General features: G+C 49.0%; 11 protein-coding genes and 1 other RNA gene. 2 read left to right on the top strand and 10 right to left on the bottom strand.

Translation table 11 applies throughout. The features are described 5' to 3' along the window. Positions 1-55 precede the first annotated feature (55 nt). From C2M36_RS02580 to C2M36_RS02560, 5 genes are all read right to left on the bottom strand, one after another. Positions 56-1,210: a hypothetical protein gene (locus tag C2M36_RS02580; protein ID WP_105253571.1), complete on the bottom strand. Its 1,155-nt coding sequence runs from the start codon at positions 1,208-1,210 to the stop codon at positions 56-58. 820 nt (positions 1,211-2,030) lie between these two features. Next, entirely contained in the window at positions 2,031-4,925 is a 2,895-nt protein-coding gene (gene gcvP, locus C2M36_RS02575) for an aminomethyl-transferring glycine dehydrogenase (RefSeq protein WP_105253570.1), read from the bottom strand. A gap of 162 nt (positions 4,926-5,087) precedes the next feature. Beyond that, positions 5,088-5,477 carry a glycine cleavage system protein GcvH gene (gene gcvH, locus C2M36_RS02570; RefSeq protein WP_105253569.1) on the bottom strand — a complete coding sequence of 130 codons (390 nt, stop codon included), beginning with the start codon at positions 5,475-5,477 and terminating at the stop codon, positions 5,088-5,090. Positions 5,478-5,507: 30 nt separating this feature from the next. Continuing rightward, a complete protein-coding gene (gene gcvT / locus C2M36_RS02565) occupies positions 5,508-6,590 on the bottom strand; it encodes a glycine cleavage system aminomethyltransferase GcvT (RefSeq protein ID WP_105253568.1) in 1,083 nt (360 codons plus the stop codon). 168 nt (positions 6,591-6,758) lie between these two features. Next, positions 6,759-7,337, bottom strand: coding sequence for a hypothetical protein (locus tag C2M36_RS02560; RefSeq protein WP_105253567.1), 579 nt, complete (start codon positions 7,335-7,337; stop codon positions 6,759-6,761). Positions 7,338-7,467: 130 nt separating this feature from the next. Here C2M36_RS02560 and C2M36_RS02555 point away from each other — a divergent pair, with 130 nt between their 5' ends. Further along, positions 7,468-8,313 (top strand): LysR substrate-binding domain-containing protein, encoded by an 846-nt coding sequence (locus C2M36_RS02555; protein ID WP_105190222.1) that lies wholly within the window; start codon positions 7,468-7,470, stop codon positions 8,311-8,313. Positions 8,314-8,320: 7 nt separating this feature from the next. On the opposite strand, the gene C2M36_RS02550 is transcribed toward C2M36_RS02555, so the two are convergent. Genes C2M36_RS02550 through C2M36_RS02535 form a run of 4 tightly spaced genes read right to left on the bottom strand, consistent with a single transcriptional unit; the run spans position 8,321 to position 12,543 of the window. Then, positions 8,321-9,493, bottom strand: coding sequence for an FAD-dependent oxidoreductase (locus C2M36_RS02550; RefSeq protein WP_105253566.1), 1,173 nt, complete (start codon positions 9,491-9,493; stop codon positions 8,321-8,323). A gap of 3 nt (positions 9,494-9,496) precedes the next feature. Further along, positions 9,497-10,666 carry a 2-octaprenyl-6-methoxyphenyl hydroxylase gene (gene ubiH, locus C2M36_RS02545; RefSeq protein WP_105253565.1) on the bottom strand — a complete coding sequence of 390 codons (1,170 nt, stop codon included), beginning with the start codon at positions 10,664-10,666 and terminating at the stop codon, positions 9,497-9,499. Positions 10,667-10,669: 3 nt separating this feature from the next. Continuing rightward, positions 10,670-11,980 carry a Xaa-Pro aminopeptidase gene (gene pepP, locus C2M36_RS02540; protein ID WP_105253564.1) on the bottom strand — a complete coding sequence of 437 codons (1,311 nt, stop codon included), beginning with the start codon at positions 11,978-11,980 and terminating at the stop codon, positions 10,670-10,672. After that, positions 11,980-12,543, bottom strand: coding sequence for a UPF0149 family protein (locus C2M36_RS02535; protein ID WP_105253563.1), 564 nt, complete (start codon positions 12,541-12,543; stop codon positions 11,980-11,982). Before C2M36_RS02535 ends, pepP begins: the two co-directional genes overlap by 1 nt. A 196-nt stretch (positions 12,544-12,739) precedes the next feature. Between C2M36_RS02535 and ssrS the strand changes: the two genes are divergently transcribed. Continuing rightward, a non-coding RNA gene (ssrS, locus tag C2M36_RS02530) (6S RNA) lies at positions 12,740-12,922 on the top strand. Positions 12,923-13,100: 178 nt separating this feature from the next. Here the strand turns inward: ssrS and C2M36_RS02525 are convergent. After that, positions 13,101-13,848 (bottom strand): FG-GAP repeat domain-containing protein (locus C2M36_RS02525; RefSeq protein WP_199883005.1); only part of this gene is annotated, 748 nt, incomplete at its 5' end.

The following is a 13,848-nucleotide window of genomic DNA, read 5'->3' as shown; positions in this document are numbered from 1 at the left end:
TCATGAATTCGGGTAAAAGCAGATGTATTTGCTTCTGTCATATTTCTTGGCACTGTTAGTGTCCCCAGCATATTTCCATATTATCAACTTCAAAGTCATCTTCTATCAGTACCTTAAAGCAGTCGTTGAAATAAGAGCGCTCCACATCACCGATTTTAGATGAGGAATTACTAGGAAGATAAGAATTTAAACTTGCCAGGTTAATGAAGTTACTTAACTCATCTGGCTGCATATTGTTTAGCTTGCCTATGAAGTTATCAAATGAAGAAAGAATACTATTTAGACTTTCCTGTTGACTAGTTCTAGGAAGATTTCTTTTTGGACGACCTAATATTTTTATACCAAATGCAGCTGTGATTCCCATTAAAAATGGAGCACTAGTGAGTAAATCCAACCCCTTTTTGAATCTGCCATCTATTGACTGAGGTATTTTTGAAACGACTCTATCAAACTCAACCACTCTTTTTAAATACTCTATAAAGAATTCCATTAACTCTTGTTTTGAGGTCGACTCTATAAAATCGAGCTTTGTATACTCTTCAGCTATTGCATCTCTTGTATTCGCCTTTTCACTTCGAGATCCAAAGACTAAAAACGCTTCAATAATTTTATCAGCTTGGAAGAATCCAGCCTGGCTGCGTCTGCTCGAGTCATTTGAAGTCAATAGGTTTATATGGGGAACTTGAGAAGCTATTTGTGTTTTTATTGGGTTCAAAACGACTTCAAGCTGTCTTTTCATTGTCCAAGGTACTTGACCCGTATTTAGAACCAACATTCTATATATAAGCTTACTTATGCTCTCAGTTAACCATAGTTCTATACGAATAAATCGGTCTAAAACGCAATCACCTGCATCAATCATTGCAGTTGTTCGCTGCATACCATCAATCAATGATAAATCACTTTTCTTAGAATCTAGATATGATATCAATTGCTCTACGTTTTCTATCTTCTTAGGGTCGAAGCTACTATCGGACAAGCCAACAACTACTGCCGGTAGAACCGAACCATTGGAAAAATCATCTCTCATTCGCTCTCGAATCTTTTTAGCACTTTGTGAGGCCAGCGGAGCCCTTTGTCCCTGAATATTTCCATTTTCTTGATAAGCACTTTTGATCAAATCTAAATACTGTCCAAGCCTTACACTGAAAATGAAAGAGTGGCAGTTCGAAACTTCATCAACCAAGTAATTAAAAGTGTTATCCATCATTGAACTTCCAAATATGTTATAAATTCAATCAATGTTACATAAACTACTTAGCCAAAACAATTTTTTATAAAATTGCATCCTTAAGAATTAACAGGTCTAGTGGCAGGCTTTTTAGCCCCAAAATAGATCCTGAGCATTTTGCTCTCTTACAGCAGCACAAGACCAAAGGTTGTGGGGGCAGGTCTTGCTTTTTGCATTGTTTCACCAAAAAGAGACAACCCTCCATGCGCCAAAATATCAGCACCCTATCCCCCGTTTAAATTCGCGCTGAAGAAATCAGCTTTTGTTGCGAAGTGTGTTGCTGACAGCGAGGCACGACGCCGAGCTAGATTTACCAGCACAGGGAGGTGCTGTTAAATCGTGTCAGCAGCTAAGCGTAGCGTTTAACAAAAGACCTGAGTTCGGAAGCATTGGCGAATTACGGGTTCGCGGGGTTTCCAAAGGGGGAGTCGAATCACTCCCTCTTTGGTTGTCGTCGCCAACGCGACAAAATAGTAATTTGGAAAGCCTGTGTTTAGATTTATCGAAAATATCAAGTTGTTAGACTGAAGTCTGACCTACAAGACAAGCGGCCTTATGGGCAATGTGCTACCGCATTGTCGGCCTGAAGACCGACCTACAAGACAAGCGGCCTTATGGGCAATGTGCTACCGCATTGACGGCCTGAAGGCCGACCTACAAGGCAAGCGGCCTTATCGGCAAAGTTCCATAGCATTGTCGGCCTGAAGACCGACCTACAAACATAAAAAAAGCGCCCCTTTTCAGGGGCGCTTTCCAAACTTGTTAATCAGCCCTCGCTCTGCAGCGAGAATAACGCTAATTACTCGTCGCGATACGTATCAACCGCTGGGCAAGAACAAATCAGGTTACGGTCACCGAACACGTCATCAATACGTGTTACTGTTGGCCAGAACTTGTTCTTCGCTACGCTTTCAACTGGGAATGCAGCATAGAAACGGTCGTATGCGCGGTTCCAGTCGTTGCTTAGTACGTCTGCTTGCGTGTGCGGCGCGTTCACTAGCGGGTTGTCTTCAATTGACCATTCGCCGTTAGCAATCTTGTCGATTTCGCTCTTGATTGACACCATGGCTTCGATGAAACGGTCGATCTCAACTTTAGACTCTGATTCAGTTGGCTCAATCATCAATGTGCCCGCTACTGGGAACGACATTGTTGGTGAGTGGAAACCGTAGTCCATTAAGCGCTTAGCTACGTCCATTTCAGACACGCCAGTGGCTTCTTTAAGTGGGCGTAGGTCAACAATACACTCGTGCGCAACGCGGTTGTTACGGCCACGGTATAGAATTGGGTAATGCTCGCTTAGCTTTTCAGCTAGGTAGTTTGCATTCACAATCGCTGTTTCTGTTGCTTCACGTAGGCCTTCGCTACCCATCATGGCAATGTATGCCCATGAAATTGGTAGGATTGCCGCAGAGCCGTAAGGAGCAGCTGACACCGCGCCATTGTCTAGGTTAGTACCCGGTACGTTGATTACGCTGTGGTTAGGCATAAATGGCGCAAGGTGTGATTTAACACCGATTGGGCCAACACCTGGGCCACCGCCACCGTGTGGGATACAGAATGTTTTGTGTAGGTTAAGGTGCGATACGTCTGAACCGATGAAGCCTGGGCTTGTTACACCTACTTGCGCGTTCATGTTCGCGCCGTCCATGTATACTTGGCCGCCGTGCTGGTGCACGATGTCGCAAATTTCACGGATTGTTTCTTCGTATACACCGTGTGTAGACGGGTATGTGATCATGATGCACGATAGGTTCTCTGACACTTCTTCTGCTTTCGCTTTAAGGTCAGCCATATCCACGTTACCTTGCTTGTCGCAATCAACAACCACAATCTTCATGCTGGCCATTTGTGCTGATGCAGGGTTAGTACCGTGTGCAGAGCTTGGGATCAAACATACGTTACGGTGACCTTCGCCACGTGACTCGTGGTATTTACGAATCGCGATAAGACCTGCGTATTCACCTTGTGCACCTGAGTTAGGCTGTAGTGATACTGCATCGTAACCTGTGATGTTTACTAACCAGTCGTGTAGCTCGTTGATCATCACTTGGTAACCTGCCGCTTGATCCAATGGGCAGAATGGGTGCAAGTTTGCAAACTCTGGCCATGTGATTGGGATCATCTCGGCGGTCGCGTTTAGTTTCATGGTACATGAACCTAGCGAGATCATTGAGTGGTTAAGCGATAAGTCTTTGTTTTCTAGACGCTTGATATAACGAAGCATCTCAGTTTCGCTGTGGTACGAGTTGAAGTTCGGGTGCGTCAGCACTTCGTCATCACGTACCAGGCTAGCTGGGATAGACTGTGAACCATTGGCGCTGATTTGTGCATCAAGTGCTGCTACGTCTAGACCATGACCTTCACCTAGGATGATGTCGAATAGCTCTAGTACGTCTTCACGTGTTGTGGTCTCAGATACAGAGATTGAGTACTCACCTGCGTGGTTAGTCGCGAAGTTAACTTCTGCTGCAAGTGCGCGTGCAACAACTTCGTCTTTGTTATCAGCAACAACGGTAATGGTGTCGAACCAGGTGTCGTGCTTAAGCGCTACGCCTTTCTCTTTAAGGCCCGCAGCTAGGATGTCAGCAAAGCGGTGGATACGCTCAGCGATTGTTTTCAGACCTTGTGGGCCGTGGTAAACCGCGTAGAAGGCAGCCATGTTCGCCAGTAACACCTGTGCAGTACAGATGTTTGAGTTCGCTTTTTCACGGCGGATGTGCTGTTCACGTGTTTGCATTGCCATGCGCAATGCGTCGTTACCTAGGCGGTCTTTTGACACACCGATGATACGACCTGGTAGTGAACGCTTGTATGCATCACGAGTAGTGAAAAATGCCGCGTGTGGACCACCGTAGCCCATAGGCACACCAAAACGCTGTGCTGAACCAAGTACCACGTCTGCACCTAGTTTACCTGGTGCTTTAAGTAACATAAGCGCCATGATGTCTGCAGCAACACACGCAAGTGCTTTTTTGCTTTGTACAGCGGCGATAAGGTCAGTTAAATCAACCACTTCACCGCTAGTTGTTGGATACTGGAATAAGGCACCGAAGATCTCATGGTTTGCAGCTTCGCTTGCAGGACCAATGATGATGTCAAAACCAAACTGCTCGGCACGTGTTTTTACTACGTCGATAGTTTGTACGTGTACGTCTTCTGCAATAAAGAATGCGTTGGCTTTTTTCGCTTTAGAAACACGCTTTGCAAGTGCCATTGCTTCGGCAGCAGCGGTTGACTCGTCAAGGAGTGACGCGCTTGCAAGGTCAAGACCGGTTAGGTCCATTGATAGCGTTTGGAAGTTAAGTAGTGATTCCAAACGACCTTGTGCAATCTCTGGCTGGTAAGGCGTGTACGCCGTGTACCAACCTGGGTTTTCTAAAACGTTACGCAGGATCACGTGAGGTACATGTGTCGGGTGGTAACCCTGACCAATGTATGATTTGAATACCTTGTTTTGGCTGGCTACTGATTTTAGGTAGCTTAGGGTTTCAACCTCAGTGCGGCTTTCGCCAATTTGCAGGCCGTTCTCAAGACGAATGCTAGCAGGAACAGTTTGCTCCATAAGCGCTTCAACACTCGATACTCCAAGAGCGCTAAGCATGTCGCTCATTTGCGCCGGGCTTGGGCCAATGTGACGACGAATAAAATCTTGCTTTTGCTCTAACTGTTCAAGAGATTTGGCATTTGACATGTGTCCAGATTCCTATGATCCAAGAAATTTAATGCGGTTTAGTGGGGGTTATTGCCAACAAATATGGCATTGCACCAAACCTGTAAAGGTGCCGATATGGCGGCACATAAACTTAAAAAGCCCCGAAACGGGGCTTTTTCGGGCTTACGCCCAAACGACTAATTAGTCTTCGTCGATGCTGTTAGTGTAGCCTTCTGCGTCAAGCAGATTATCAAGCTCAGAAGCATCAGATGCTTTAATACGGAATAGCCAGCCGTCACCGTAAGGGTCGCTGTTTACCGTCTCAGGTGCATCTTCCAGCTCTTCGTTAATTGCAACGATTTCACCGCCGATTGGCGCGTAGATATCAGAAGCCGCTTTAACAGACTCAGCAACAGCACAGTCTTCACCGGCGTCAACTTCGTCGCCTACTTCAGGCAGCTCTACGAATACCATGTCACCTAGAAGCTCTTGCGCGTGCTCGGTGATACCTACAGTGAAAGTGCCATCGCCTTCAGCGCGAACCCACTCGTGTGAACTAGCGTATTTTAACTCGCTTGGAATGTTGCTCATTGTCTGTTCCTTTGGTGTAAATTTAAATTCTTATACTACGGCTTTACCTTGACGCACAAAGCAAGGTTTAACCACTTTAACATTGACTAGTTTCTTACGCATTTCAACTTGCGCCGTATCACCGATTTCGCGCGGTACACGGGCAAGAGCAATACTGTGACCTAGTGTAGGTGAGAAGGTACCCGAGGTGATCACCCCTTCGCCCGCATCACAAATCACTTTTAGGCCACCGCGTAATACGCCCTTCTCTTCAAGCACCAAACCAACCAGTTTGTCGGTGCTCTTGTCAGCGCGTTGTTGTTCTACTACTTCACGACCAATGAAGTTACGCTCTGCCGGTTCCCAAGCAATGGTCCACGCCATGTTCGCTGCAAGCGGAGAAACGCTCTCGTCCATGTCTTGACCGTATAGGTTCATACCCGCTTCAAGGCGCAGCGTGTCACGCGCACCCAGACCCGCCGGCGCTACACCTGCGTCTAGCAGTTGTTGCCATAGATCAGCGGCTTGCTCGTTCGGTACTACGATTTCGTAACCGTCTTCGCCAGTATAGCCTGTTGTGGCGATAAATAAATCACCGGCCTGCACACCGAAGAATGGCTTCATATCGGCCACCGCTTCTTGCTGTGCATCGCTTAGTACTTTGGCAGTTTTTGCTTTGGCGTTAGGGCCTTGTACGGCGATCATGGCGAACTCAGGACGCTCGGTCACACTCACGCTGAAATCGGCAGAAACGACGGCCAAGTGCGCTAAATCTTTTTCACGGGTAGCCGAGTTAACAACCAAACGGTATTCGGTGTCGCTGAAGAAATAGATGATCAAATCGTCGATCACACCGCCTTGCTCGTTAAGCATGCCCGTGTAAAGTGCTTTACCTGGTACAGTCAGCTTAGCAACGTCGTTCGCTACCAGCTTTTGTAGGAAGGCTTTGGCATCATCGCCTTGAACGTCAACGATGGTCATGTGTGATACGTCGAACATGCCCGCGTCGGTACGCACCGCGTTGTGTTCTTCGATTTGCGAACCGTAGTTGATTGGCATATCCCAGCCGAAGAAATCAACCATTTTTGCACCGGCTTCCAGGTGCTTGGCATGTAGAGGTGTTTTAGAAGACATAATATTCCTTCACGTTTTACAAACCCAGTATGGTGGGCGTGGCCTCATAAATTGAGGGGGAATAACATGGGCCGCGATTATACATAAGTTGTTCGCCGCTGGCACCCAAATTAACGATTACTTTTTTAACATCTGGCAAAAGATGCTTACATAACCCGAAGAGCTCATTTAAGCAGCTTGTGCTTGGGGGTTAAAATGAGCGCTGGTTAGGTTATGGGTTAAATCCGTTAGCGTTGACGCCAGGGCAAACACGCGATAGTACTGCTGCGCATCTTTAGCGCTGGCAACCACAAAACAGTCGTCGCACTGCACGCCATAATGCTGGCTGTTATCGCCTAAGGCCATGCCCATATACAGGCTGAATTGCTGGCTTAGGAACTCGCCGGCATCGGGACCGCTAAAGTGTAGACAATTCAGCTCGGGACGCGGCAAAATATCCACATCAAACGACTCGCTGGCCGAAGTTAGCACCGTCAACAGCTGCTCGGCATTGGTGGTCACAATGCGCAAGGCGGTATCACTTAAGAAGAAGACATCAAAACTGAGCGCCTGCTCGGCCAGCTCATAACGCACCGCCATACCGGTTTTATTAGCCCAGTTCAAGGTGCTGGTCTTCAGGCTTTGCAATAACAAGAGCACTTCCGAACCACCGAGATCGATGATCTGTTCATTGGCCGACACAAAGGTATTGGTCTGGGCGTTTTCTGCGCCGTGATGGCGGGCAAAAAAGAGAGATTGGAACGCCATGGCTGCCTCAACTGTGGATTTTTAAACTGTTGGCAGTATAGGGCTGGGCTTGGGCAACAACAAATTGTAATTTTTTATCGATTGATAAATAATTGCAATGTATATAGGCCAATAAATTTCCTTTACTAATATGAAAAACATCCCCATGGACAGTTTACGCACCCTGGTCACCGTTGTTGACGTGGGTGGCTTTGCCAAGGCCGGAGAGCTGCTGGGGCTGTCGCAACCTGCGGTCAGCCTGCAAATAAAGCGCCTTGAAGATTTACTGGGCCGCAAGCTGTTTAAAAAACAGGGGCAACGCCAGGTGCTTAATCACCAGGGCGAGCAACTGCTGCCGCTGGCCAAGCAGATCCTCAAGGAAAACGACGCCATCTTGCAGCTCTTTAGTAATGAAACCGTCACCGGTAAGGTGCGTCTGGGCATTCCCAGTGAATTTGCCGCCAGCATTTTGCCCGCCATTATTGGCGACTTCGTGTCCTTGTATCCGGATGTGTCGCTGGAGGTGAAATCCGAGCTCAGCAAACAGCTGATGCATGTGAGTAACCGCGACGAGTTTGACCTGCTGCTGACCCTGGTCGAGCAGCTCGATAACCCCCACTACCCAAGCTTTTTGCAGGATCAGCTGGTGTGGGTGGGCAACACCTCCATCAACCCAAACAAACCGGTCACCCTGGTGGTGGCACCGCAGGGCTGTATTTATCGCCGCCGCGCCATTGACGCCCTAGAGCAGGCCGGCATTCCCTGGCGTATTGTCTATACCAATGCAGATTTGACCGGACTCACGGCGGCCATTAAGGAAGAGCTGGGGATCACGGTATTGGCACGTAAAACCGTGCCCGAAGAGTTACCCTTTACCACACACACCGACATGCTGCCGGTGCTTGGGCAAGTGGGCATTAGTTTAATCAAACGTGCTCAGGAGCCGGCTAATGCCATAGATAAACTGGCAGAGTTTATTACCTTACGCCTGAGTTAAGCCTGGATTATTTGCCGAGCGCCTGCTCGGCGAACAGCTGCTTCAGCGGCTTGATATCGTTCACCGCACTTAAGCCTAAACCGCGTACCAGCTTCTTGATGGGGTTGTTACCGGCAAACAGCGTTTTTAGGCCCTGCATGGTGGCAATATGCTTTTGCGCATCGAGCTTACGCTCGCGCTCATAGGTACGCAACGCACGTTGAATATCGCCCTCACCGCTGAGCAGAGGCTCGGCCAGCAACTCGGTAAAGCGCGCCGCATCCTTAAGACCTAAGTTCATCCCCAAACCCGCTAACGGGTGTATGGTATGAGCCGCATCGCCCATCAGCACGATACGCTCCTTCACCCATTGACGGGCGTAGCGCATGGTCAGTGGGAAGACCGGGCGTTTGGATTGCACCTCACACAGGCCACACTGACCGTCGAAGGCGGTGTAGAGCGCCTTATTAAACTCTTCGTCAGTCATGCCTTGATAGGCTTGTGCCTGCTGCGGTGAGCACGACCAGACGATGGAGTGCATATGTTCATCGGCCAGGGGTAAAAATGCCAAAGGACCGTCCGGCAAAAACACCTGACGGGCGCACTGCTCGTTGCCCTGCTCGGTTTTAATGGTGGCGACCAGAGCATGATGATCATAATCTTTAAAGGTAATGGGCAGATTAAAGCGCTGACGCACACCTGAGTTGGCCCCGTCTGCGGCAATCAAGAGCTCACACATCACCGGTGAGCCGTTATCCAGGGTAATTAATACATTGCTGTCGCTTTGGTGAATGTCTTTATAGGCGTGATTAAACAACAAGGTTACATTGGTTTGCTGCTCTAATTTGGCTACCAGAGCGCGGTGGATAACATCATTTTCAATAATATGACCCAGATGGGTGACATCGTAGTCGTCGGCGCTGAAATGAATATGGGCGAAGCTGTCCTTATCGCGCACATCCATTTGCGTATAAGGGCTAATACGCTGCTCTTGCATCAGCGGCCACGCGCCGAGCTCTGTAAACAGGGCTTCGCTGGCCTGGTTAATGGCACTGACGCGCAGGCCGTATTCGTCGCTTAAGGGCGCGCATTTATCGCCGGCATCGATGACCACCACGGAGACGCCTTGCAGGCTCAGTGCCAGCGCCGCACTTAAACCGACACACCCGCCGCCTACCACGGCTACCTTTGCTTGAAACATGCGTTAATTAAACCCCATTAATTGTTTTGCTAATGGTTGGCGCAACGAACTGCATAGTTGCATTGCCGCCAAACCCACACTGCGCCCAAGGGCTATGGTGCGCGAGCCATTGGAAAAGGTACGTACTAAACCGTCGGTCAATGTCATCACCCGGGTAATGTCCTCGGCGCGCGCCTGAGCGTAGGCCGAAGTAAAGCCGTATGTGCCCAACTCATCACCAGCATAGGCAATTTTGGCCACCAGTTCTTTGATGTCGCGTAGGCCTAGGTTAAAGCCTTGCCCGGCAATGGGATGAATGGCATGGGCGGCATTGCCTATGACCACGGCGCGGTGACTGACCAGGTTGTTTGCCCGACCCCACACCAAGGGATAAACGCTGCGCTCGCCGACCTGGGTAAAGAGCCCGGCGCGATAGCCGAACTCGTGCTGCAGTCTGGCAACAAACTCGTCGCTGGAAGCATCTTGCAAGTCGCCCAGCTTATGGCCTTGGTCGCACCACACCAATGAATAGCGCTTACGCGACATGGGCAGTAAGGCCAGCGGGCCATGGCTGGTAAAGCGCTCAAAGGCCTGACATTGATGGTCGTCCTGCACTTCGACATTGGCAATGAGGGCGTGTTGCGTATATTCCTGGGTGTCAAAATCCAGATGTAATAACTTACGTGTGGGTGACTGGGCACCATCGGCCACCACCAACAGCCTGGCGCTGAGCTCGCTGCCGTCATCCAAAGAGATCTGGTTGTGTGCCTCATGCATGCTCACCGCCGTGACTTTTGCCGGGCAAAACTGAGTGACCTGAGTATGGCTTGCCAAGGCACGATGCAAGGCCTGACCCCAGGGGCGCACCTCAACCACATAACCCAAGGCATCAAGATCATAATCCTCATGACTGATCTGGGTTTTGCCAAAATGTCCGCGGTCCGACACCTGCACCCGTTTAATGGCACAGGCATAATCGCTGTGCTCGTTAAACAGGCCGTATTGCTTGAGGTAGTGCACCGAGTCGGCGGCCAGGGCGATGGATCTATCGTCAAAACTGGGATGATAGTCGTTACTCGGCTGGTGCGCCTCGATAACGGCTAAACGCAATTGCGGGCACTGCTGTGCTAAAACATTAGCCAAGGTGCCCCCGGCTAAACCGCCGCCTACAATCACTACATCAAAGTGCTGCACCTATTAGCTCTCCTGCATTAGCGCTTCAATTTCGGCGACTTCTTTGGGCACCGAGACGGTAAGATTTTCATGGCCGTTTTCGGTAACCAGCACATCGTCCTCGATACGAATGCCAATACCGCGATATTGCTCGGCAACCGGCGCGTCTTCGCTGATGTAGAGGCCCGGCTCAATGGTTAGCACCATACCTTGCTCGAAAGGACGGTCTTTTTCGTCTTGCTTGTATTCGCCCACATCGTGCACGTCTAAACCCAGCCAGTGGCCAAGACCATGCATGTAAAAGGCGCGATAAGCCTGACTTTCCAAGAGCTCGTCAAGCTCCCCCTCAAGCAGGCCGAGGTCAATCAGGCCTTGAGTAAGAATACGGTTTACCACCTTGGCGGTTTGCGCCAGGGTATTACCCGGTTTAACCATGTCCAGCGCCGCATATTGTGCCTTTAAGACCACTTCATAGACGGCCTTTTGCGCGTCGTTAAAGCGGCCGTTGACCGGGAAGGTGCGGGTAATATCGGCGGCATAACCAGCCAGCTCACAGCCGGAGTCGATCAACACCAGGTCGCCATCTTTGAGGGTCGACTCGTTTTCGGTGTAGTGCAAGATGGTGGCATTATCGCCGCTGCCCACTATGGTGCCATAGGCCGGATAACGGGCGCCGTTCATGGCGTAATGATGATGCAATTCGGCTTCAAGTTGATACTCTGTGGCCCCGGCCTTGGCAAAACGCATGGCACGCTTGTGGGCGTCGGCGCTGATCTTGCCCGCTTGACGCATAATCTCTTGCTCTGCGGGTGATTTAAACAAGCGCATTTCATGCACCAGGGTGCGAATATCGCGGATCACCTCGGGAGCACGGTAACCCTTCTTTGGGGCACCGCGAAGCGTATTGAGTAAGTCAAAAACCTGGTCATCCACGTCTTTGTAGACGCCCTGGCCATAGTAAAGGGTGGTTTTCTGATTCACCGCATCGATGAGCCCCTGATCCAGCTCGGCAAGGGTATAGGCATCGTCGATAGGTAATTGTTCCTTAGCGGCATCGGCGCCCATACGGCGACCATGCCAGATCTCGGCGGTTTTATCTTTGGCGCGACAATATAGAATCGACTTTTGCTCTTCACCTTTTACCAGCACCAACATGGCATCGGGCTCGTTAAAGCCGATGAGATAGAAAAAGTCGCTGTCCTGGCGGAACGGGAATTCGGTATCACGGCTGCGGGTAATTTCCTTGGCAGCGGGAATAAGGGCAACCGAGTTGTGTTTCATTTGCGCCAGCAACTGGTGCTGGCGCGCGCGGTATTCTGCGTTCGTGATATTCATTAGTGTAGCGTCTTTGAGGTTGTCGCCGTGCTCTCTCGTTTACCCAACTCGGCAAAGCAAAGCATGGCCGATACGCGCACGTACTCAAGCACTTCATGCAGTGCTTGCTTGTCTTCTTCGGTCTCATCGAAGTGGGTATCAAGGCGGCTGATTTCGGTGAAGTCCTGGATCACTTCTTTTACGTCATCGGACAACTTGCCATAATCTTTTTGCTTTAGGCCAAAGCCAAGTAAAAAGCCGTTAACCCAGGCTACCAGGGCATTGGCCTGATCGATCAGGCTTTCTTCTTCGTCCGGCAGCAAAAGCTCAAACTGCAACTGCTCATTGGAGAAGCTTTCAACCGCTTGGGTATAGAGCTCACTCAGCCATTGTTTCAGGGTCTTTTCAAAACTAATGCCATCATTAAGCACATCGCTAAGAAGACCCAGGTAATCTTTTTCTTCGATATCCAGACCACAGGCCAGGAGCCCTGTGATAATCCCCTGCACTTCGGAGGGCATAACAAAGATGTCGTTACTTTCTAAGAGTAGTTGGGCTTGCTGATAGCTAGGTTGTTCGCTCATGATTGGCTCGCGTATGACGAAAAATATTGATTTCAATACCCAATGCTACCATCGCTGCGAGGGCGACTCCACCGTATTGTGACCACCCAAGTATGATAGCGATCAAATAACACCCAGCTTGTTTACTTTGCCCGCACTTGGAAGGAAATTTTGTTATTAAGCTGTATCCCTGTTGCTGGGTCTTATATACTAAAGGTGTTCCCTAGCTTGTTGGCCAGCGAATGACGTCCCTGAGCCGATAATTTTTATTTAGGAATGCATTTTGTAGGCTATTGCGCAAGCTCGGCATGTACCGAGAAGCCTACGGCTTACAGGTGTCTTCCGCCTTGAACCTTAGGGTTCAAGGGCTGATATTCGTAACCGCAACGCCGGGGAACACCCTTCCTTTATTCTAACTAATATCCCACTAAACCACAGACTAGGCTAAAGACTGATGTGGTGTAATAGCTCAGCAACTTTATAGTAAAAGCGTAAAACCGTGACCCTTTTATTAGCACGGCTGCCTGCAAAATAAGAATTACACGTATATCCGGCAATGATTTCTGATGCAAAAGTCATCAACGCTTTTGACTAATATAAACTGCTGCTAAGCTGCTGTTGCCATCAGCAATTATAAAATCACTTTTACCATCTTTATTGAGATCTACCAAAGCTACTGCCCACGGATTAGGAATACTCGTGTGCTTGAATGTATAACTTTCAAGTGTTGTTTTATTGCCAATAATAGCGGTCAACTCACCAGACCAATTGGCAACTAACGCATCCTGTATTCCATCTCCGTTTATATCTCCTGTAGCTACTTGTTTAGCTCCAGAAGTTGTCGCTATCACAGTTTTTTGGGTTTCATGAAAGCTCCCTTGCCCATCTCCAGGTAAAACAGATAAAAAACGACCATTTGTAGCGACAACTAAGTCTAACTTGCCATCATCAGTGAGGTCTGCCAATTCGACAGAAAATGGAGACGCAGACAGCCCCATCTTTGTTAAAGAAAATAACGTATTATTTGAACCAGAATTAACTGCTATACCGATATCGCTTTGATTGGGAGTAACTAAGTCCAAGGCCCGATCGCCATTTATATCAGCAACTGCAAAGCCTCGGTATGGATCCCCTCCGACATCGATTATTTTACCGGGTGTTTTGAATTGACCATTCGCCAGACCTTTTAATACTAACAACCCGTCGTTGTCGCGACTGTCTACGATCAGCTCTGCAATATTATCGCCGTCAAGATCTTGTAATTGCACCTCATGGGGATGAGGCTTAATACCGATATTTAATGGTGACTGGGAAGCCTTGTTGAAC

Source organism: Pseudoalteromonas sp. T1lg75, assembly GCF_002964705.1.
GTDB lineage: Bacteria > Pseudomonadota > Gammaproteobacteria > Enterobacterales > Alteromonadaceae > Pseudoalteromonas.
This window is presented reverse-complemented; position numbering and strand designations above follow the sequence as displayed.